Genomic DNA, 21,356 nt, shown 5'->3' with positions numbered 1-21,356 from the left:
TTATCCCTTTTGCTCAGGAACTTGGTGTGACTGCGTCTCCTTGCACCGTTATCCCTTTCGCTCAGGAAATTGGTGTGGCTGCATTTCCTTGCACCGTTATCCCTTTCGCTCAGGAAATTGGTGTGGCTGCATTTCCTTGCACCGTTATCCCTTTCGTTCAGGAGACAAGGGGCCGGAGGTGGAAATAGAGCGGTGGAAATGGAATGGGTAGTGTGCCGTTGCCGCCCTGATCAAACGGGATAATGATACAAAGCGGCCGGGGTGTTGATCTACCGCCAACCCACCGGCCACCGTCCATTGGCACCGACCTGCTTTTGTACACACGCTCTTATTGCCCTTCCACGTTTCTTGCCACCTTCCACGTTCCTGCCACGATCTGTTACGGGACGAACTGGCGTACAAGGAGGATAAAGTCCCCTAATTTCCTTACTTGTGCTGTTCTTCCATCAACCCGCACTGTCTTATTGAGCGAACACGTAGATCCTGGGCACAGCCACTTTCTCGCTTATATCTTTACTCCGCGAACAATCTAAACGTATGTGTAATCGGTGCTGCCTCCGTAACCTCCGCCGAAGGGAGTGTGACCACCAGTCCCGCCGCAGTGCGCTCATAGGCCAATTCGTCACTCGTACCCACAAGCTCGATCCGCTTCACGCCTCCGGTATAAGGAATCACCAGCTGCTGCTGCACGTCCTCGTCCTTCTTGTATAGACGGAAAGCATAGGTGACGTTCTCCTTGCGTGTAAAAGCCCAGCCATCTGTAAAATAAGGATCACAGATTCGGGTTCCGTAAATCCCTTCTCCGTGAACTTTCAGCCATTCGCCAAGCGCCTTGATGCTTCGAATCGCGCCGGCGGGCAGCCGTCCATCCGGCTGCGGCCCCACGTTCAAGGCCAGGTTGCCGCCTTTGGCCACCACTTCCAGCAGGATGTGGGCCAGCTGTCTGGCCGATTTGTACTGGTCATCATATCCGAAGGCAAATGAATGCCCCACCGTAATGCAGCTCTCCCACGGAATATTCATCGGCCGATCCGGGATGGTCTGCTCTGGTGTTACGATATTTTCGTACGGGCCTCCTACCGTGCGGTCTGCCACCAGCAGCCATGGCTGGTGCTTCCGGGCTCTCTCCACGACCTCGCCCAGACGAATGTCCTGAGGGACACGTCCTCCGTCACGGACCCAGCCCGCGTCAAGCCACAGGCACTCGATCCGGCCGTACCGGGTCATCAGCTCCATGATCTGCTCATGCGTAAACTGTACGAATTGCTCCCATAGCCACGGGTATTTCTGCGGGTCATAGGATGGCCCGCGCCACATATGCCGCCCACGCTCCATCCCTGGCGCCCAGTAGTATGGCGTGTGCCAGTCCGCCTTGGAGAAGTATGCCGAGATGCCCAGCCCCTTGGCGCGGAAAGCATCGAACAGCTCCCGGCAAATATCGGCATATCTATGTCTATGGAACGGCGTGTCCGTCCCTGTAATCCGGTAGTCTGTTGTATGCGTGTCCCACATGCAGAAGCCGTCATGATGCTTGGTGGTAAACAGCAAGTATTTGAACCCGTTATCAGCAGCAAGGTCCGCCCACTTATCCGGCTGAAACCGGATCGGGTTGAACGTCTTGTTCAGGTCGAAGTATTCCCGCTTGAACTCTTCCATATCGTCAGTCCAATCCACATGATCCCTGGACCAATCGCCGTCTTCGTCACTCAGCGCCCAGGATTCCACCATCCCGAGCTGGGAGTATGGACCCCAGTGCATCATCAGGCCAAGCTTCTGATCCTTGAACCATTCCAGCCGCTCGTTCAGCAGCGGCTCTTCCGGCTTGACCCATGACTCCTCCTTGCTGAAGTTATGTACTCCGGCTTCAACCACTTGCTCTTCCGCTTCCTGCAGCGTTTCCTTGATCTCACTCATCTCTATCATCTCCCCATCTCGTTTTAACCCAAATCAGGCTCGTCCACGAAACGAACCACTGGCTCTGCCGTACCGTGCAGTTCAAACACCACGATCTCATTCTTGCCTTCCCGCAGAAGCGGCCCTGGCACATACAGCGTCTGCTGCGGGCCGCGATGCCAGTAGCGTCCTATATTGAACCCGTTCACATACGCCACGCCTTTCGTCCAACCATCAAGCCGCAGGAATGTGTCCTTCACCTCATCAACAAGCAGCGTTCCCCTGTAGAAGGTTGGTTGCTCCTTCTGGTCGTTCCCTGACAGGCTGCTATATTGCAGCGAGGACAAGTCCTCCAGCGGAAGACAGTGGATCGTCCAGTCATACAGGAACTGAAATCCATGCCGAACCCCTTCCGTGATGCCCTTGGGGTCTCTCAAGTACGGCCCGTAATTGACCCGCCCCATGTTTTCAACGAAAATGGACAGCTCCGCGCCCCCCGCAGGCACATCAAATGCAAGGCTTGTTTCCGTATCATTGCGCTCCAGCACGCCCTGCAGCTTCCCATCCAGGAAGACCAACGCCCGGTCCCGTACCTCCTGCACGACAAGCTCCTGCTTCTCTCTCGGGCCGGTGATTCGTGTACGGTACAGAATATAACCGTAATGCTGCCCCAGCTTCTCCATCGGCTCCGGGGTCGTCCGCCGCACGGGTGTAGCTAACTGCTCTACCTGGGCAAACAGCCCTGCTTGCTCCGTCATCTCCACCTTGCCGTAGGCGCGTGTTCCGATTCGCTCCGGCAGCGTCAGCGGACCGATATCCTTATAGCGCGCAATCACCTCGCGCACGGCGTGAAATTTTGCCGTCGGTTCCCCCGATTCACTGAGCAGCGAGTCATAATCATAACTCGTGATGGTCGGCTCATATTGATTCTTCTTCTGACAGTTCGCCCCGTTGTAAAACCCGAAGTTGGTCCCGCCATGAAACATGTAGAAATTGACCGACGCCTGCTCCTCCAGCATCTCCTCGAACACACGGGCCACATCAGCAGCGTCTCTCGTATGATGCTCCTCGCCCCAATGGTCGAACCAGCCGTTCCAGTATTCCATGCACATCAGCGGCCCATCCGGCTGATATTCACGCAATTTGGCGAATGCCTCTTTCGTTCCTGACCCGAAATTGACGGTCATCAGCATCCCCGGCACCGGTCCGCCCTGCAGCATATGATCGGTCGGACCGTCCGAGGTGAACAGCAGCACATCCATGCCGCGCCGGATCATCCCTTCACGAAGGTAAGCTAAATACTGTGCGTCATTGCCATAGCTTCCATACTCGTTCTCGATCTGCAGCGCAATGATCGGACCGCCGTTCGTGCTCAGCAAAGGCCTTAATCTCGGCAGCAGCTCATCATAATAGCGATCCACATGCTCCAGAAACCTCTCATCATAACAGCGAAGCTGAATCCGGTCATCTGCCAGCAGCCAGGCAGGCAATCCCCCAAACTCCCACTCCGCGCAAATATATGGGCTGGGGCGAACAATGACCCACAACCCGAGTTCTCCGGCCAGGCGAATGAATCGCTCCAGGTCAGCCATGCCATCAAAACGATACTCCCCCGGCCGAGGCTCGTGGAAATTCCAGGGCACATACGTCTCGACCGTATTCAGTCCGCATGCCTTGAGTTTCAGAAGCCGGTCCTCCCAGTATTCCGGAACGATCCGGAAGTAGTGCAGCGCTCCGGACAATAGCTGAACAGGCTTGCCATCATATACAAACTGAGATTCCTTCACTTCAAGATTTGCCATCTGCCAGTCCCTCCTGCTCGCTCATATATATCCCGATCCTGGACAGGGTTGGATACCATCTGGATTCATGGATCGTAAGACGAATCCACCTTGCCGTTACTGGTGCAAAGCGGCAGATCCGCTTGTACCCCACAACCGTCCTATTACACAATTCAGTCCATTCCTCGCTGCCCTGCCTCCGCGCCTCCAATGTAAACCGTTCAATCCGCTGACCCGAGCGAATATGCTCCATCAGCACGACATGGTCGAAGGTCGCCTCTTCCCGGAGGTCGATCTCCAGCCAAGCCTGCTCCGTCCCTTCCCGCGGTCGCCAGTAGGAGTGAGGATCATCGCTCAATATCGCAGACGCTGCGTACAGCTCATCCGCCGTCTCCGATGCCTGAATAATCGCCGGCTTCGCCAAGTTGTGGCGAAATATGCTCCGCAGCCTGTCGCCGAGGGCCTGCAACCGCTCCGCATCCGTCTCGTGAATCCGTCCCCGCTTATCAGGCGGCAGATTGAGCAGGAAGTTCGCATTCCCTCCAACGGAGCCATAATAAATCCGCATCAGCTCATCCACCGATTTTACAAGCTCATCCTCGGAAGCATGGTAGAACCAGCCGGGACGGATCGACGTATTCACTTCTGCCGGATACCAGATCAGATCCCGCTGGCCCCTGATGACATCCCGGCTGCCAAGGTCGATGTCCTGCGTATCCATTCTGCTGGCAAAGGTACCGTCATCCACCTGCTGTGACTCCTTCTGGATCTTCTCATTATCCTGGAGATAGGCAGGTACAACGCTCCATTCCGACGGCCGGGTATGTCCCGCCTCGTTGCCGCACCAGCGCACATCCGGGCCGCATACCGAAATGACCGCCTCAGGCTGGAGTTCCCGAATGAGCGCATAGTATGCATCCCAGTCATAGACCTGCTTTTTGCCGTTCGGACCCTCCCCGCAAGCGCCGTCAAACCAGACGCAGAACACCTCCCCGTAATTCGTTAACAGCTCGCGCAGCTGATTCAGGAAAAATTCATTATATACGTCCGAGTCTCCATACGAGCGCTCATGACGGTCCCATGGCGACAGGTAAATCCCAAACTTCAAACCGCCTTCCCGGCAGGCATCGGCGACTTCCTTCACCAGATCTCCTCTGCCGCTGCGCCATGGGCTGGCAGCCACCGTATGGTCCGTGTACTTGCTCGGCCATAAGCAGAACCCGTCATGATGCTTGCAGGTCAGAATGAGCCCCGTCATGCCCGCAGATTTGCATACCTCTACCCATTGCCGTGCATCCAAATCGGTCGGGTTGAAGATCTGAGGATCCTCGCTCCCCAGCCCCCATTCCCGGTCCGTAAACGTATTGACTGTAAAATGGACAAACGCATACAACTCCATCTCCTGCCACCTTACTTGGCGTTCCGACGGCACGATCTGCGCTGACGCTTTTACCCAATCCGGAGTGCTCGCACTGTTGCTCATGACACATCTCTCCTTTCCCTGCCCCTGTTCGCTGTGAAGTCGGTTACCTGGTCCTCACGAGCCACTGCTTTCCTTTCAATATAAAAGCACGGTCCGGACCCTGCCATTCACAAAACGTCCGAGTTTTTGACCTTTTGTGCCGGGTTTGATGATATAATCCAGGTGTGTTGAGCAACAAGGCGAGGAAGTGAGTTCCATGTGCCCTGACATCATCTTTCCGGATATGACCAGCACGCTGCAAATTACAGGATGCCATTTCGGGAACAAGCCTGCAGGCTGGCACTACCCGAAGCATCATCACCATTTATATGAAGTACTCCACTGCCAGGAAGGCGAAGCCGGGCTGGTCATCAATCGTGCGGAGCTGACGCTTTATGCTGGGGACTGGCTGCTGATCCGCGCCGGTGTCCGGCATGAGATCCGTAACGGATCGCCGAAGGGCAGCTTTTCATTTTTCAATATACACTTTGATATCGACGATGTGGATATGCGCAGGTCTTTAAGCCGTACTGACTACAGTCTGCTTCAGGCTTCCGTCGCTGCCACAACCAAGCTCCCGAGCTATATTCAGGCCATCGAGTCGCAGATGCATCGGAGCCTGGATCCGGAACGATCCAGCCCCTCTTCCTCACCTACAGAGCGTAGGCTGACCCTGACTCCAGTGCAGAAAATCAACCTGCAAGCCCATATTCTCCTGATCATTCAGGAGATCATCTCCCTGGAGCAGGCGGATAGTGCAGAGCAGAGGACGGTCGCCCCGGTCACAATCCATGCAGCCGATACGGCCCACCTTATCGAGGAGCAGCTGCGGCGTCTCGTCTCTGCCGACGGCTCCATCGCGCAAATTGCGGACGAACTGAACATGAGCCGCAGCCAGTTCAGCAAAATATTCAAGCAAATCTACGGGGTATCCCCTCGCCAATATGTGACCGACATGAAGCTGAATCTGGCCAAGCAGCTGCTGGTCAGCACCAACCGTACCATTGAGGATATCGCGGATGAGCTTGGCTATCACTCGGCGAGCCATTTTTCCAGACAATTTCGGCGGGGCACCGGCCTGTCTCCCAACCAGTTCCGCCCGCGGCACAGAATATGATATCAAGATAGGCTGCGGTACAGCTTCGTAATCCTCTAATAAAAACACCCCCTGACAGCTTGGTATGCGTCAGGGGGATTGCGTCGTTATGGACAGTGATGGCTCTCCACCAATTAGAGAATTAGAGGATGGCCGCTTGTTTTTCAATATCTTGTTACAGGAAAGATAAACTATAAAAAATCGAGACTATTAAAAATAAGCAGCAGGCCGACAATACACATGACCCAGGATAGCGCAGACCCGGACATCGCACCTACCTTCTCGCTGAGGCGGTTCAGCGGCCTCCGTGCCCGGCGTCCAAACAGCAAGTACATACCGTACAGAAATAGCGGCGGGAGCACCATCACGAAATTGTAGCCGAACAGGATTGGCAACCATTGCAACATGTTCAGCTCCGCGCTGGCCATGAGTCCAATCGCCGCAAAATACGGAAACGCCGTCCCCGCCTCCACCAAGGAGGTCGTCAACCCAAGGATCGCCATGGCTCCCAAGCTGTATGATCTTACCCTTGGCAGCTCCTTCCGTTTCTTCGTTGGCACATAGAAGCTGGCGATGAACAAGAGAGCGCCTATACCGAACAAGATCCAGCTGACCAGACGATTTTGAATAAAAGAGGTGAACGTATGGGCCAGCGCTTCCATCCCGAGCATCAGACACACCCCGATAACAAAGTACACGCCAGCCACCACCGACAGGTAGACAAATAGCCGGGAACCAAGCCGCCGCGTCTCGCTGAGCAGCAAATAGAGCGTCACGCCGATCGTCGCCGGACTCAACGTATCCAGCAGTGCAAGTCCGCCAATCGTAACCAGCAGCTGGATACTCATAAGGATGCTTCTTCCTGGTCCTGCGAATCCTGCTGCAAGCCGGAATGATATAGTTCAAATGCTTTCTCCAGAAAATGAAGCACCTCGGCATCTATCGGATAAAACCCCAACTGTTCCGAAGCTTCCGGTGATTTGCGAAGCTCCCACAGCTTGTCCAGAAACTCCGGCTCCTCTGCAAATTTCTCTTCTGTTTTTTCAGCCATACGCCTTATAATGCTCTGTATTCTAGGCGAGGACGGTCCCTCCTTCATGCAGCGCTGCACCTGCCCAATCAGGGCGATCCATTCCAGCGAATCCGGATCTTCCGCTTTCATACGTGGGAGCTGCTGCCATAAGCCCATCTCCTTCTCACTCAACACAGCCGTCTTAAAAGCCGCTTGCTTCTCCCTGTCCTGCCGCGACAGACGGATCAGCTTCTGCATCGCCATTAGATTTCCTTCCCCGTCCATTGCAATCCCGCTAATCAGCTCACGCAGGGAGGATTCCATATGACGCAGCCGCTCCTGCTCTTCCAGCACGTAAGCCAGCTGACTTTTCAGTGCCGAGTTCCAGTTCCAATCCGGCTTGAGCAGCATCGACTTGATTTCGTCCAGCCGAAAGCCCATCTCTTTTAGAAAACGGATCTGCTGCAGCTTCTTCAAATTATCCTCGGTGTACAGACGGTGTCCGCCCTCGGTTTTCGACACAGCCTTCAGCAAGCCGATCTGGTCATAATATCGCAACGTCCGGACGGTGATACCCAACTGTTTCGCTACCTGCTGAATTGGGATCATCTCCCTCATGGCCCTCGCCACCTCCTTCTGTTATGCATTGCCGAGTTACCGGTCGCCCTTCGGCTTGATCCCTTCCTTGATGAGATAGCCGAGACTAAGACCGATCAGAACCCCGGGGATCGCATTGTCCAGATACAAACCAACACCTGCCCCGATAATAACACAAGCGTAGATCACCACATCTCCTTTGTTCAAATCCATGTCTCCTTCAACCGATATTGGTAGCTGCTTCCCAACCAGTATATAAAATGACGTAACGTCACTTTCAACCCCTAAAATCTTGCTTGAAAGTGACGCTGCGTCATCACTTATGATGAGAGACGTAATGGATGGATGATGGATGCCTATCTGCTAGCTTGGTCTTTAACGCATGTTATCAGGTGAGGCAGTCCTTTATATTAGGAGGGGAACCCAATGAAGCATACCCAGCTCATGTCACGTTTATCGCTTCTATGCGTGCTCATGGTCACACTACTTCTCAGTGCTTGTACGAGTGATGATACAGCAGAAGATATCCGGCATGCATCACTTGAAGATATTCATACGGTTCACATTGACCACGGCAGCACACCGCTCACCCTGGAGGTTGCGGATGTCGATTCGCTAAAGGCCTCGCTGCTGCTTCCTCGGGGCGGGGAAGGCATAATCGTGGATGAAAGTCAGAAATCCTTAAACATTCGATTGAACAGTGATATCTCACGATTGATCAATCTCGGAAAAAAGCCGCGGCTGCATGTTGTCATTCCTGCTTCTTTTGAAAGAAGAGTTGTGGTCAAGGGGAGTTCGGGCAGCGTCACAGGGCGAGAGCTTCGCTCGCATAGTCTCCATATTGAAGGGAAAAGCGGGGGCATCTTGCTTGAATATGCGGAGCTGAATCAGGATCTGAACGTATCTGTCCATAGCGGCAATGTGCGTTTACGACTAGCGGACAGCGAGCCTGATGCTTCCTGGCGGCTTCAATCCTCAAGCGGCAGACGATCTGTCGCCTTTCCCTTAGACGGTCAGCGCGAGCAGAAACGACGGACGGAGGGGACGACCGGCAGCGGCTCGGTTCATGTGAGCATTGAAACCAAGTCCGGCAGCATTACAGTGGAATAGATGTTTCCTGAACGAAAGGGATAATCGCACAAAGGCAGCAAGCCGGACACCGGATGCTGGGTGAAATCGGCATAACAAAAAAAAAGCTGGACGACGGGAAACACCTGCGTGATTCCGCTGTCCAGCTTTGTATTATACGGATTATTGATTCCGAATCATGTAATCGAATGCGCCCAGTGCAGCTGTTGCACCCGATCCCATGGAAATGATAATTTGCTTGTACGCGCTGTTCGTGCAGTCGCCCGCTGCGAATACGCCAGGAATGCTGGTCATACCATGATTGTCAACGACAATCTCGCCCATCCGTGTACGTTCCAAAGTATCTGCGAGCCAGTCTGTATTCGGTACAAGACCGATTTGGACAAATACGCCCTGCAGTTCAATATGCTTGTCTTCGCCGCTTTCACGGTCCGTGTAGGTAATCCCGTCTACTTTAGTAGCACCTGTGATTTCCTTCACTTGTGCATTTTTGATGACAGTCGTATTTGGCAAACTATTGAGGCGATCCTGCAGTACCGAGTCCGCTTTCAGCTCAGACATGAATTCCAGAACGGTAACATGTGCTGCAACACCAGCAAGATCAATCGCTGCTTCAACACCGGAGTTGCCTCCGCCTACCACCGCAACATGCTTGCCTGCGAACAGAGGACCATCACAGTGCGGGCAGTAAGCCACGCCCTTGTTCTTGAATTCGGCTTCTCCCGGCACACCCAGGTTGCGCCAACGGGCTCCTGTGGAGAGGATGACGGTTTTGCTCTTCAGCACCGCGCCATTTTCCAATTCAATTTCAACAAGATCCTTCTTCTCCAGACGTTTCGCACGCTGGGACTTCATGATGTCAATGCCATATTCCTTCGCATGCTCTTCAAGGCTAGCTGCGAGTTTAGGACCTTCGGTGTACTTCACGCTGATAAAGTTCTCGATACCCAAAGTATCATTCACTTGTCCGCCAAAACGCTCCGCTACGATGCCTGTGCGAATCCCTTTACGAGCAGCATAGATCGCCGCGCTTGCGCCAGCTGGGCCGCCTCCGACAACCAGTACGTCGTATGGCTCCTTGTTCTCGAACTCCGATGCATCCGAGGTGCCAAGCTTAGCCAGGATATCCTCGATCGTCATTCTGCCGCTCTCGAAGAACTCGCCGTTCAGGTGAACCGTAGGCACGGCCATGATCTCTTTGCTTTCCACTTCTTCCTTGAAGGCAGCGCCGTCGATCATCGTGTGGGTAATGCCAGGGTTCAGGACGCTCATCATGTTGAGTGCCTGCACAACGTCAGGGCAGTTATGGCAGGACAGGCTGACATAAGTCTCGAAATGATACTCGCCTTTAATGCTCTTAATCCGGTCAATGACGTCTTGTTCAACTTTTGGTGCTCTTCCGCTGACCTGAAGCAATGCCAGAACGAGCGAAGTAAATTCATGCCCAAGAGGGACACCGGCAAAGGTAACACCGGTGTCTTCACCAACGCGATTCACGCTAAAGCTTGGTGTTCTAGGCAATGATGCTTGCTCAACTGTAATTTTATCCGACATGCTGGACAGTTCATTCACCAGATCCAGCATGTCAGCCGATACAGAGTCGGTTCCCGCATTGACCTTCAGCAGAACATTCCCTTCCAAAAGCTGCAAGTACTGCTCAAGCTGCTGTTTGATGTCTGCTTCCAGTTTCATAGTTCGTCTCCTTAAATCTTGCCTACAAGATCAAGGCTTGGTTTCAAAGTTTCAGAACCTTCTTTCCACTTAGCAGGGCAAACTTCGCCTGGATGGTTGCGTACATATTGAGCCGCTTTTACTTTGTCGATCAGCGTGCTTGCATCACGTCCGATGCCTTCAGCTGTAATTTCGATAGCTTGTACAACACCGTCTGGGTCGATAATGAATGTACCGCGGTTCGCAACGCCCTCTTCCTCGATCAGAACGTCGAAGTTACGGGAAATGGTATGTGATGGGTCGCCAATCATGATGTAAGTTACTTTTCCGATAGCTTCGGAGCTGTCATGCCAAGCTTTGTGTGTGAAGTGAGTGTCTGTGGATACAGAGTATACTTCAACGCCAAGCTCTTTAAGCGCTGCATATTGGTTCTGCAGATCTTCAAGCTCAGTTGGGCAAACGAAAGTGAAGTCAGCCGGATAGAAGCAAACGATGCTCCATTGACCTTTGAAATTTTCCTCAGTAACTTCGATAAATTTGCCGTTGTGATAAGCTTGTGCTTTAAATGGGAGTACTTCTTTTCCAATCAATGACATGGCAATCTCTCCTTTGGATTATGGTATGGTTTCGAAACAGCACAGCGTCAGGACCCTCGACTACCTTTAGCCCCCGACCATCTGCACTACTTATAACTATTATTATATGGGAACGATTCTCAACGTTCAATTCCCTTCACCAAGTCTTCATAATTAAAACGGAAAAAATGAAAAGAGCTTGAACAACTGCGCGTCCGGGAATACGTACCTTGCAGACGGTGCATACTAAAGTTCGCACCTGATATGACAAGGAGGATCTTCTCATAGTGAACAGAAACGAGCCAGATAAGAACCTCATCAATACGGTGAAAGAACTGGAAACGACACCTGTAAACAGTTTAGACGCCCAGCAACAACAGCAAGCCCGCAATGACCGCAGCAAAATGGCGCTGCATGACGGCGACGAAAAGTACAATGAAAGTGAATCGGATAACCATCGTTAGTCGTAACAACAATCCGGATACACAATCTAAAAAAGCGACCGATCACGGTCGCTTTTTTAGTGCGGGATCAGCGGCGAACCACGGCTCCTGCAGTTGAAGCCTTTCGTGTTCAAGCCCTGGACTATCTGCTCATGCCGATGACGCTGAATATGGTGAAGCAGTTGGATGAACGTCTTCAGAAATACTATGGGCAGAGACCAAAACAGACGGTGAGGAACGAACTTTCAACCATACCATCATTATGGAACCGAAAGAAAACCGGATGACATGCGGCTGGAATCGAAAGGATACTTATGGGCGTATCACTGCTAGGTAGCTTTTTCTGCTATCGAAGAAGCTCACACGGGAGCTCCCGCGCTTGTAAGAACAAAAATGGACTCTACGAAGCTGGCGGAGCTGCTTCAAAACACTAAAGAGGAACTGTACCAAAAATGGTTATCCGGCACCACAAGGTAGAACCCTAGCAACAGCCAGGAACCCGCGGCATAAGCGACGCCTTATGGTTTCTGGCCGGTTGGGGTGTAAAGAGAAGCAAACCTACAACTTAAACATATATCCCTTGTACCCAAATTCTTTAACAAACCCTAAATTTCTAGCGACCGCATTCGATGGATGATTGTCTTCCATACAGTCCCAGTATGGCCTGTACCCCCTGGCAAAACAGTGATCCACGAAATAAGACGCAGCCTTGTAAGCCAGTTTCCTTCCTCGATACGATGGAAGGGTTTCGATCGCAGTCCCGTGAATGTCCTTATATCGGTATCCTGACATGCAGATGCTGACAATTGACTGATTGTGAAGAATACAGTATCCCATTCCCTGTTCAAAGAACCTTTCTTCGCTTTCCCAGCAGTCCAGGATTTTGGTTATGGCAAACGCCACATTCTCGATAGTCCCTTGATGTAGAAACTCCTTCGTCAGCTGGGCAACGGTAAACTCATCGTCCTGATGCCGCTCTTTCCCTATAGCGTTAAACGTGTCCGGGCATATCATATATACATTCTGATCCCACGAATCCAGTTTCTTATCGTGGAAGATGTCATGAAATGCTGTATACCAGCTTGGATGATTGCCGATGCATTCGAACCAGTTCAGCCCTTGCGCCTTCGCCTCAAATGCGATGACTTCATCAATGTATCTTTTCACATCCTGATTGAATGCTTCATTTCTTGAATCTCCAACAAATATAAACCCATCATGATTCCCCTGCCAGATGAGACCGCTCCTTGGCTTCTCGATGTGATCCACAAAGATTCTGCCCGGATTTGTCCCTTCTACAATCGCCTTCTCTTCGATGTTCACCCCACGGTTTACGAGGTCCCTGCATCTATGAAACTGATGGTTGTCGAGTTCATATATCATTTTCACCGCTCCAACTCTTCAGGATTCACTGTCCTGTAAAAATTGTACGGATTCACTCCTTCTTTATATAGAGAGACAACAAGTATAGGTGTTTAATACACAATAAAGCCCGGCAGTGGAAACTGCCGGGCCTTGGCTTTAACATTTCTTCGAATAGACGATCTTCCTTATCGTTTCATGGGATAGATGGTACAGCTTCGTAAGTCGCTCAATGGACTCGCCTTTCATGTACAACTCACGAATTTCGTTATTTCGGCGATCCAATTGTTCTCTTAGACCTGACTTTTCACCCCATCGTTTACGTGATCCTGGTTGTGGAATGTATACGAACTCACCTTGAATATACTGCTGAATTTCCTTGAGCAAAGACTCAGGAAATATAACATTCCCGTTTACATATTTCATGCTGTTCCGCTCCTTATTTAGATGTTCTATAAGGGAAAGCGGAACGGTTAACTATGATTAACACAAGAAGAACAACAGCATCATATCCACCCTCTTTCAGCCATCCATAAACTGGGACTTTGTACTTTATTATAACACACCCGAATCATCATGGTCGGTATAGATGCTGTCAGCGAAGGAGGACGACACCGGTTGTGGAATATCGGTATGGAGTCCCGGATTCGTACCCCGCTGTGATGAGAATTTCCTGAATGTTGATGGTGGAGTAATGACATTCATCACTTCCAGTATGATCTGGTTTGATGACACGTTTGAACAGGTAATATTGCGAGTATTTGGGGACACCACAAGGAACTGTGGTGGTTCATCGTTTCTGGATCTTCTTATGAGGAGGCCATTGCTGTGCAACAGATGCGTGATGCGTATGGCTCGACGTTTGTCCCGCGAGAGAGACGTGACAGGCTGCCATTCGAGCCAAGAAAAACAGAAAACCCGCTCATAGAGCGAGTTTGTTATATGAAGGGAATGGGGCGCTGTTATTCTTTCTCGATCTGAATGCCCTTCTTGAGGAATTTCTGATCCTCTCTCTTATTCACGAGCACAGGCAGCTCACTCATGCTTCTCTTCATAGGAGACTGACATTGATGGCAGGTCGGTACCTCCGCAAAAGCAAAATTGTCCCTGATCCATCCGTTACAATCCTCCTGAATACAGGACCATATTGCGGTAGCCTCTTGGGGGATATCCTCCAACCTTTTCCGCGAATAGTACATAAACGTACCCTCCCTCTTGGTATCTTGTCGCTCTGTACCTAAGGCAAATCTGGCCATGCTTTCAGCTGTCCATATCCGTTTACGATGATCATCTATTCATCAAACAAAAAGAATAAATGCCCCAAAACACAGGGTTCGGGGCATTAGCTTCATTCTTTTTTACAGTACTACGACATTCTCAGCCTGCGGTCCACGATTACCCTGTACCACATTAAATTCAACACGTTGACCTTCGTCCAACGACTTATAGCCGTCGCCTACAATCGCACTGAAATGAACGAAAACGTCGTTACCGCCTTCAACCTCGATAAAACCGAAGCCTTTCTCCGCATTAAACCATTTCACTGTTCCAGCTTCCATCGGAACACCTCCTTCAAAATTTATATGAGCTCTTATTCAGAAAATAAAAATTCACATATTGCACAAGGTCGTCTCCATAAAATAACAACCCTCTGCAAAATGTGAATTTATAGGCAGGTCAGTATTCCATTGACTCCATCATACCCCACCTGGGGCCGAATAGCAAGGATTACTTCACTGTGGCCTCTCCCTCCAGGCTGCGAACAGTGTAGATATATATTATATATACAGACATGGCGGTGACTGGCCTATCGCTGGGCAAGCCTCACAGCTTCACCATGCCGGACATCGCTCGCGATGCCCGGGCTGCCATTTCCATACTAGGCATCGTATTTCCATACTAGCCCAGATCCAATCCTAATGCTCCAAAACTTTACACACTTTAACCTTCGAAATCATTCTTCCATCGACTTCCTCAATCTTAAATACCAATCCGGCATACTCAATAGAATCTCTATCTCCAAGCTTAGGAATCCGGCCGAGCTGGCCAATCATAAACCCATTCAACGTCTCGTATTGCTCAATCGGCAGATCTACCTTGAAATAGTCCACAACATCATCCAGGCTGATGCCTCCATTCACATAGAATGTGTTGTCATCTACCTTAATGATATCCCTAACAATCTCATCGTCCTCATCAAATATTTCGCCGACAATTTCCTCCAATAAATCTTCAAGGGTTACAATACCTGCCGTACCCCCAAACTCGTCGATAATGATCGCAATATGGATTTTGTTCTGCTGGAAGTCCTTGAATAGTTGATCCATCGTCTTGTACATGGGTGCGATATAAGCTGTTCTGCTGAAATCCCGTACATTAAATTCGTCCACACTATGAGGACCACTTAAGTACTTAATGAGATCTTTGGCATGCAGAATCCCTACAATATTGTCTATGCTGTCTTCGTAAATTGGCAATCTGGAGTATTTCTCCTTGCTGACCACAGATACAACCTCGTCCAGAGAAGCGTTCACGGAAAGGGCGACAATATCGGTACGATGCGTCATGACCTCATGTACTCTGATTGCCTTACGTTTGATGATGCTTTGAATGATTTTGTTCTCATCTGCCTCGAATACACCCTCTTCCGTACCTACATTCGCCAACACAGATAATTCCTCTCTGCTCGTCGTTGTGGACACGTGAGATTTATTAGCTATTATTTTGGTAATGTATTCAGATATGATAACTAAAGGATATGTGATATAGATGAGATACTGAATCAGTTGAGCAGAGACAAGCGCTAAGCTTCTCCAATACCTGGCCCCTATCGTCTTAGGAATGATTTCCGAAAAAACAAGAATCAGTATAGTCAGCACAACGGAGATAATGCCAAAGTACGCTTCGCCAAATACTTTAGTCGCTTGCGCCCCGACCCCTGCGGCACCAACGGTATGGGCTATTGTATTCAGTGTAAGAATTGCGGAAAGGGGGCGATCCACATTTTTCTTCAACTCGATGAACAATCCCGCTCTTTTGTTGCCGTTCTCCAGCTTGACATTTAAATACGATGGGGTTGTGGATAGCAAAACTGCCTCGAGCACAGAACAAAGAAACGAAATACCCAATGCAAGAAACAGATAAATCAATAGGAGCGTCATACCTCAACCTCTTTCTTTCGTATAGTATCCCTATGCAAAACGGCGATGAGTATACCACACCATCGATCATTACGGCATGCCCGATCGCCCAAGCCGCCTTTCATTTCATCCGTCAGGTAATATTTACCCACGGTCTTGCACATCCATTTCTGAACGAGATAAACAGTCTACCTTATGTAAAAAAAATCACTTTCGTTGCATTTCAACTGACTTATGTATAATTCCTTCCTATAAATCCCCCCGAACTTATTGTATATATTGTATACATTCTCTAATCGATATTCAAATTGCAGTAAAGCTTCTTACGGTCTGGAAATTAAAGATCATGAGATGCCGACGGTACAGCAGTGCCAAAACAAAAAAGCTAAGCGCCAAAACACTTAGCTCCCCACCTTGAGACCAGCTTCAGTTTCACATTCATCACTCAAGAATGATCTTATACATAAACTGTACTCGTCCAAGTAATATTCGTTACTATACCATAACTCTTCGTCCGCTTGGACGGTGCACACCATGTCCGTTCTGTTCTTCATTTATTTTACCAGCAGGGACTGCTCTTTCTTTGCCCCAAGTACGAATCGTCTCTATTTGTTCGGGACTTGTTTGCGATAAAGGCACAACGTTTGTAAAGAAATTTATAAAGGTTTCATCTGTAATTGAATCATCCCCTTTTACAAAGGCTTGCTTCACAACATCTCGAACAGCCGCTTCCAAATCCGCACCTGCGAAACCTTCAGAAATCCTGACCAAATGCTGCAATAAATCATTGGATATCGATCTTTTCAGCCCTTTTTCAATATAAATCTTTATGATTTCTTCCCGTTCACTCGCAGTTGGCAAATCCACAAAGAACAACTCATCAAATCGCCCTCTGCGCAGCAGTTCCGGGGGCAACTTGGATACATCATTGGCTGTAGCTACAACAAAAACTCTTGCAAGGCTTTCCTGTAACCAATAAAGAAATTGGCCAACCAGACGAATCGATGTGCCTCCATCACCTCCGCCTACTGCACCAGCAAGTCCCTTCTCAATCTCATCAATCCATAATACGCATGGCGCCACATGATCAGCAGTGGATAATGCTTCCTTCAAGCGACTTTCACTTTGCCCTAAATACTGACCGTGTATGGTGGATAAATCCAAACGATATAATGGCAGGTTCCATAAGGAGGCGATCGCCTTAGCCGATAAGGACTTGCCGCATCCGGGAACGCCTACTAGCAGAATCCCTCTGGGAGGTCGAATTCCACGTTCGCGTAAGTCCGCCGTCAATAGCTGACGGTTAGCTTCAAGCCATAACTTGAGACCGTCCAAACCGCCAATTTGGTAGTCCTCTCTTACAATGACCCGTTCAATACCAGAAATATCGGCAAAAATTTTATCTTTAGCGTGCATTAATTCCTTCAAATCATCGTTCACAATGCGGCCGTTAGCTAATAAGGTAGCGATGACGTTCTCTGCCTCGATTTGGCTTATACCTGCGAGTATTGCAGCTGCCTGTCTCTCCTCAGCATCTCCCCATTCAATGAACATTTCACTTCGATAAGGATTAATTTGTTCCCGGATGATCATCAACATTTCATCCTCATTAGGCTGAGATAACGTAATCGACATGCCGAGGCGCTGCAAGGGCCCCCAAACTGGGTTATTCGTAATTACAACGATAGCCCCACCTGTTTCAGTGGCAAGCATTACAGCATCCTGTAATTGTCTTGCCATTCGAGTATCGTCTTCAAGCTCCTGTACTTCAGTAAAAACAAAGGTTTGATTTTGTAGTTGACCGATTTTTTGTGTTGCATAATCCAATCCACCGATAACCGAGCGGTCCTCATTGAGAAGCCGGTTAGTGGATATATCCCTCATTCCCTGGGACAGCGTATGATAGCCAATGTTTAAATTTAGTTTTGTCGACAATTGGGCAATAAAACTAAGCGCACGGGATCGTTCTGATGTCCGTATAGAAATAAAGGGGATTCTAGCTTTCAAATACTGCTCCATGGTTTTCATACATGTCTGCAAGTCACTCATTTAAAATAGCACCCTTCTTCTAGGCTTAAATTGATTAGAATTCGTCTCTTTCTGTTCAACAGATTCATGAACTGCCGCTGCTGAAGACTGTTGCTGTATTAAGCTATTATGTCGAATCGTATAAGCAAGCTGACCCGTTCGATCATGCTTTGCGCTTTCCAACAATGCCTCCTGAGAGTCTCTGACGTACTTACTAACAACATTCTCTAAAGACTCCCTGATATCATCAGGAAAAATAGCAAGCCTGCACAACCGATAAAGTAAATCAAAACGATATCGAGCATTTATAATAGCCGAAATAATAGCCTCTTCCTGACCACTTGAATAATCTAATTCCTGTTGAAACTGACGAGTCGTATACTTTAATCTGAACTCAATTACATCTAGGGTTAAATTCACAATTTTATCAGCTACACCTGATGTCCAATCCAAACTTCCCTTTTCCAGAACAGAGATAATCTTCTCATCTTCCTGGCCAATCTCTTTCAGTTGATGTAACAGCTCAATCCATTCGGAATAGTAATTCGGAGAACTCATAGTACTTTCGAGCTCCGTCTACGAACTAATATCGCTGGTGGATTCAAATCCCATGTTGGAAAGCATTCCGCTAGTGATTGATTTAGCGTTTGCTTCTGCAGCTCTTCAATTTTCAGATCCAGCTTCTCCTGCATTTGGTCAGTTGAATCTGTTGAGGAATTCTGAATAACTGGCTTGCTTCTATTTAGCATTACAAATGCACTCCTTTTAATGTGAGGAAATAACAGCTCGAGCAGAATCATAGGTCGAATATGTATATTGCTCTGGTGTCACTTGTTCAAGCAAATCGCCTATTTTACCAGCATTCATGTCTTCAGCAGCATACTCTCGGCGATAATCCACAATATCGCTTAGGGTTGCCACTAAAATTTGTTTGTGATTTTCGAATAGCTCCTCATAATTCTGCTCAATCGCTTTTTCATTCCTTTTTACATTCATCAGGCCATTTGTGAATACCATCAAAAAGATTGCTGAAGCAATAAACAAGACTAATGTGCCTATACCCAAAATGAAGAATCCAATACCTGCAACGAGTGCCATCCAGTTTTTCATACTCAGTTTGTTTTTTCTTAAAGCATCTTCTTTTTTTGATTGAATATGCTGTTGTAACTCAGAAATCAGCTGCTCTTCATTAGTCCCGTCCCTCGACATGCCACTCCAGTCATCTAATTTAATCTCAATATCGATTGGAACAGAATTGCGATTCTCGGCAGTTAGATCATCATGGGCATGGATAATCCATTCCTTTGACAGCGCTATAGCCAGCTTTTGGGTAGCAACTGAAGCGTTGGTTTCTGCAGGGTACATGGAGAAGTTCGTTAATAACTGGGTAAAGTCAAGTCTCTCCTCAATGACTTTCTCGTTAGCGAACAAATTCTGTGCGGATACTTTATCCCCATCTTCTTTTATAATTAATTCATTTAATCGTTCTTCACGCCGCAACGGCATTTCTTCTTCATCGAATTCACGAACTAAAATGTCGAGGAGCTGATCTACTGCAAAAGCCAAATTCCTGGAAGGAATAATCTCTTGTGTAAGTATAAAATTAAAATATTGAAAAATAAGTTCATGCAGCTTTGCACCCTCAAGCGAATACTGGAGCTCTGGCCAAGTTGGGCTATATTTCTGCAAATGTGGAAATTTTGAAGAATCCAGCTTTTCTGTACGTGCCTGGAGCGCCTTCTTCCACTGGTCTCGCTGCGTTTCTATAAACCCTGCCTTTTGCGATAACTCGTCCAACCAGCTTTTAATTAGTAAGCCGCATCTTGCTCTAGCTTCTGTACCAAAAATCCCATTAGAAAAACCATCAATTAAAACAACGATTTCCCTCTTTAGCTCATTTGGATCCTGCTGACCGAAGTATCGTTCCAACCAAGCACGACTTGACTGATAGCGCCCCCCACGACGAGTAACCAAAGCAAAAAATAAAGATGTCTTTTCGTCATCTCTTCTTATCGCTTCAATGACTGCCTTCTCAGCCAACTCTTTATTGTCACTAAGCCATGCGGATAATGCAATTAAGCAGGGCGCGAGCCAATATCGTGGGGCAGCCAGCAGCTGCTCCTCCGATGCATTCTCAATTGTATCTTTACGTACCAAACTGGTATCGACAGCTTGCAGTATTCCAATCGCTCTACGGCGAACTTCCTCATAGTGCCCGTATTTATTCTCAATCTCTTGCCGAACCTTAACTAATCTCATTTCTGCCAACTGGACATTTTTAATTAGCGCGTCCTGACGGACATACTCACGAAACTCTTCTGCGAGAAGTTCAAGGTCACTTTTTGTAAGCTCCAGTTGTTGTTCAACTGTTGTAACCTGATCAGAAACTACATTTATATTGTCATGAATTGCACTTAGTGAATTGTTAATATTGGTATTAATAGAATTTATTGAAGTGTTGATATTGTCATTAATAGCTCTTAATGATTTTTCTATCCGATTCAAGTTAGCCGTTGAGATCGCTTCATTTGTCATCGGTCCTCTACTCCTTAATGATAGATACTTCACCAGACTGAGCTACAGCACATATCATATTCATATATACCTCGATGTAAGCATAGGCAGGATGCATAGCCAGTCTTCTAGCCTTCTCCATGCCATTTGGTAGAACCTCGCCTCGTTTATAATGATTGATAATCTGTAAACCAGCATCTAGTGAATGGACTTCATAAGAATCCCCCAAGTAACACTTGCTCACTATACCTAAGGGAAGTTGATCAACCGCTAGCTCAGGAAATTCACTGGTTATCTGATCAATAAGCTCTTGAACCTTCTCCTTAGTCGCAACCACACCGCTAACATCAAGCTTGGTCATCGCTTCGACGAAAGCGCCCGAACGTTTGGAGCGCAACCTTTTTTCTAAGGCAGCGCCTTCTATACGAACCACAGCTTGCTGCCTAGGTGCGACATCCAGACTGGTTTCAACCCGTGTATTAAGTCCTAATATCGGTCTTCGCATAGTACCTCCAAGAACTATATTTTGGTTTATTTTAGTATATCATGGAACATGATGGAGGGATATGTTGAACTTTGATATATTCGCAACCTTATAATGTTGATTTTTAAGATTGCTTAGCTATTCCTTCTAGCCTCTTAGCAGAAAGGGGAAAACATCCTTTTGACAGGAAAAATCATGACCACCCGTCC

General features: G+C 48.6%; 20 protein-coding genes. 3 read left to right on the top strand and 17 right to left on the bottom strand.

All coding sequences use genetic code 11. The features are described from left to right. Nucleotides 1-513: 513 nt before the first annotated feature. Genes CHH67_RS06285 through CHH67_RS06275 form a run of 3 tightly spaced genes read right to left on the bottom strand, consistent with a single transcriptional unit; the run spans nt 514 to nt 5,157 of the window. Entirely contained in the window at nt 514-1,914 is a 1,401-nt protein-coding gene (locus CHH67_RS06285) for an alpha-L-fucosidase (RefSeq protein WP_095264229.1), read from the bottom strand. A 23-nt stretch (nt 1,915-1,937) separates the two neighbouring features. After that, complete coding sequence (locus CHH67_RS06280; RefSeq protein ID WP_095264228.1) at nt 1,938-3,695, bottom strand: glycoside hydrolase family 35 protein; 1,758 nt, start codon at nt 3,693-3,695, stop codon at nt 1,938-1,940. Further along, the gene (locus CHH67_RS06275; protein WP_095264227.1) at nt 3,682-5,157 is read right to left on the bottom strand and encodes an alpha-L-fucosidase; all 1,476 of its coding nucleotides are present in this window, start codon (nt 5,155-5,157) and stop codon (nt 3,682-3,684) included. The genes CHH67_RS06280 and CHH67_RS06275 overlap by 14 nt, the downstream gene beginning before the upstream one ends. Before the next feature lie 196 nt (nt 5,158-5,353). On the opposite strand from CHH67_RS06275, the gene CHH67_RS06270 reads away from it, so the two are divergent. Continuing rightward, complete coding sequence (locus tag CHH67_RS06270) at nt 5,354-6,253, top strand: AraC family transcriptional regulator (protein WP_095264226.1); 900 nt, start codon at nt 5,354-5,356, stop codon at nt 6,251-6,253. Between the two features lie 170 nt (nt 6,254-6,423). On the opposite strand, the gene CHH67_RS06265 is transcribed toward CHH67_RS06270, so the two are convergent. Genes CHH67_RS06265 through CHH67_RS26135 form a run of 3 tightly spaced genes read right to left on the bottom strand, consistent with a single transcriptional unit; the run spans nt 6,424 to nt 8,048 of the window. Then, entirely contained in the window at nt 6,424-7,080 is a 657-nt protein-coding gene (locus CHH67_RS06265) for a GAP family protein (RefSeq protein WP_095264225.1), read from the bottom strand. After that, nucleotides 7,077-7,853, bottom strand: coding sequence for a MerR family transcriptional regulator (locus CHH67_RS06260; RefSeq protein WP_095264396.1), 777 nt, complete (start codon nt 7,851-7,853; stop codon nt 7,077-7,079). The genes CHH67_RS06265 and CHH67_RS06260 overlap by 4 nt, the downstream gene beginning before the upstream one ends. A 45-nt stretch (nt 7,854-7,898) precedes the next feature. Continuing rightward, the gene (locus CHH67_RS26135; RefSeq protein WP_176475550.1) at nt 7,899-8,048 is read right to left on the bottom strand and encodes a hypothetical protein; all 150 of its coding nucleotides are present in this window, start codon (nt 8,046-8,048) and stop codon (nt 7,899-7,901) included. 219 nt (nt 8,049-8,267) lie between these two features. On the opposite strand from CHH67_RS26135, the gene CHH67_RS06255 reads away from it, so the two are divergent. Beyond that, entirely contained in the window at nt 8,268-8,951 is a 684-nt protein-coding gene (locus CHH67_RS06255) for a DUF4097 family beta strand repeat-containing protein (RefSeq protein WP_095264224.1), read from the top strand. 141 nt (nt 8,952-9,092) lie between these two features. Here the strand turns inward: CHH67_RS06255 and ahpF are convergent, their stop codons facing one another. Together ahpF and ahpC are read right to left on the bottom strand one after the other, a co-directional pair. After that, nucleotides 9,093-10,622 (bottom strand): alkyl hydroperoxide reductase subunit F, encoded by a 1,530-nt coding sequence (gene ahpF, locus CHH67_RS06250; RefSeq protein ID WP_095264223.1) that lies wholly within the window; start codon nt 10,620-10,622, stop codon nt 9,093-9,095. Nucleotides 10,623-10,633: 11 nt separating this feature from the next. Beyond that, entirely contained in the window at nt 10,634-11,197 is a 564-nt protein-coding gene (gene ahpC, locus CHH67_RS06245; RefSeq protein ID WP_095264222.1) for an alkyl hydroperoxide reductase subunit C, read from the bottom strand. Between the two features lie 266 nt (nt 11,198-11,463). Here ahpC and CHH67_RS26130 point away from each other — a divergent pair, with 266 nt between their 5' ends. Then, nucleotides 11,464-11,640, top strand: a complete 177-nt coding sequence (locus CHH67_RS26130) for a hypothetical protein (RefSeq protein ID WP_176475551.1) — start codon at nt 11,464-11,466, stop codon at nt 11,638-11,640. A 537-nt stretch (nt 11,641-12,177) separates the two neighbouring features. Here CHH67_RS26130 and CHH67_RS06235 read toward each other — a convergent pair. The 9 genes from CHH67_RS06235 to CHH67_RS06190 all read right to left on the bottom strand — a co-directional run bounded on the left by CHH67_RS06235 (nt 12,178) and on the right by CHH67_RS06190 (nt 21,168). Then, on the bottom strand, nt 12,178-13,002 hold the full coding sequence (locus CHH67_RS06235; protein ID WP_095264221.1) for a GNAT family N-acetyltransferase: 825 nt from the start codon (nt 13,000-13,002) through the stop codon (nt 12,178-12,180). A gap of 138 nt (nt 13,003-13,140) precedes the next feature. Then, nucleotides 13,141-13,407 (bottom strand): CD3324 family protein, encoded by a 267-nt coding sequence (locus tag CHH67_RS26695; RefSeq protein ID WP_095264220.1) that lies wholly within the window; start codon nt 13,405-13,407, stop codon nt 13,141-13,143. 536 nt (nt 13,408-13,943) lie between these two features. Beyond that, nucleotides 13,944-14,180 (bottom strand): cold-shock protein, encoded by a 237-nt coding sequence (locus CHH67_RS06225; RefSeq protein WP_095264219.1) that lies wholly within the window; start codon nt 14,178-14,180, stop codon nt 13,944-13,946. A gap of 159 nt (nt 14,181-14,339) precedes the next feature. Further along, nucleotides 14,340-14,540: a cold-shock protein gene (locus tag CHH67_RS06220; RefSeq protein WP_095264218.1), complete on the bottom strand. Its 201-nt coding sequence runs from the start codon at nt 14,538-14,540 to the stop codon at nt 14,340-14,342. 357 nt (nt 14,541-14,897) lie between these two features. Next, nucleotides 14,898-16,142: a hemolysin family protein gene (locus CHH67_RS06215; RefSeq protein ID WP_095264217.1), complete on the bottom strand. Its 1,245-nt coding sequence runs from the start codon at nt 16,140-16,142 to the stop codon at nt 14,898-14,900. A 474-nt stretch (nt 16,143-16,616) separates the two neighbouring features. Beyond that, nucleotides 16,617-18,149: an AAA family ATPase gene (locus CHH67_RS06210; protein ID WP_244908102.1), complete on the bottom strand. Its 1,533-nt coding sequence runs from the start codon at nt 18,147-18,149 to the stop codon at nt 16,617-16,619. Between the two features lie 21 nt (nt 18,150-18,170). Further along, nucleotides 18,171-18,707, bottom strand: coding sequence for a hypothetical protein (locus CHH67_RS06205; protein ID WP_095264215.1), 537 nt, complete (start codon nt 18,705-18,707; stop codon nt 18,171-18,173). A 207-nt stretch (nt 18,708-18,914) separates the two neighbouring features. Next, nucleotides 18,915-20,684 carry a hypothetical protein gene (locus tag CHH67_RS06195; RefSeq protein ID WP_095264213.1) on the bottom strand — a complete coding sequence of 590 codons (1,770 nt, stop codon included), beginning with the start codon at nt 20,682-20,684 and terminating at the stop codon, nt 18,915-18,917. A gap of 7 nt (nt 20,685-20,691) precedes the next feature. Continuing rightward, a complete protein-coding gene (locus CHH67_RS06190; RefSeq protein ID WP_095264212.1) occupies nt 20,692-21,168 on the bottom strand; it encodes a hypothetical protein in 477 nt (158 codons plus the stop codon). Between the last annotated feature and the right edge of the window lie 188 nt (nt 21,169-21,356).

The sequence above is a fragment of the Paenibacillus campinasensis genome (assembly GCF_002272015.1).
GTDB lineage: Bacteria > Bacillota > Bacilli > Paenibacillales > Paenibacillaceae > Paenibacillus_AQ > Paenibacillus_AQ campinasensis.
The sequence above is the reverse complement of the archived record's forward strand: the minus strand, read 5'-3'. Positions and strand labels throughout refer to the sequence as shown.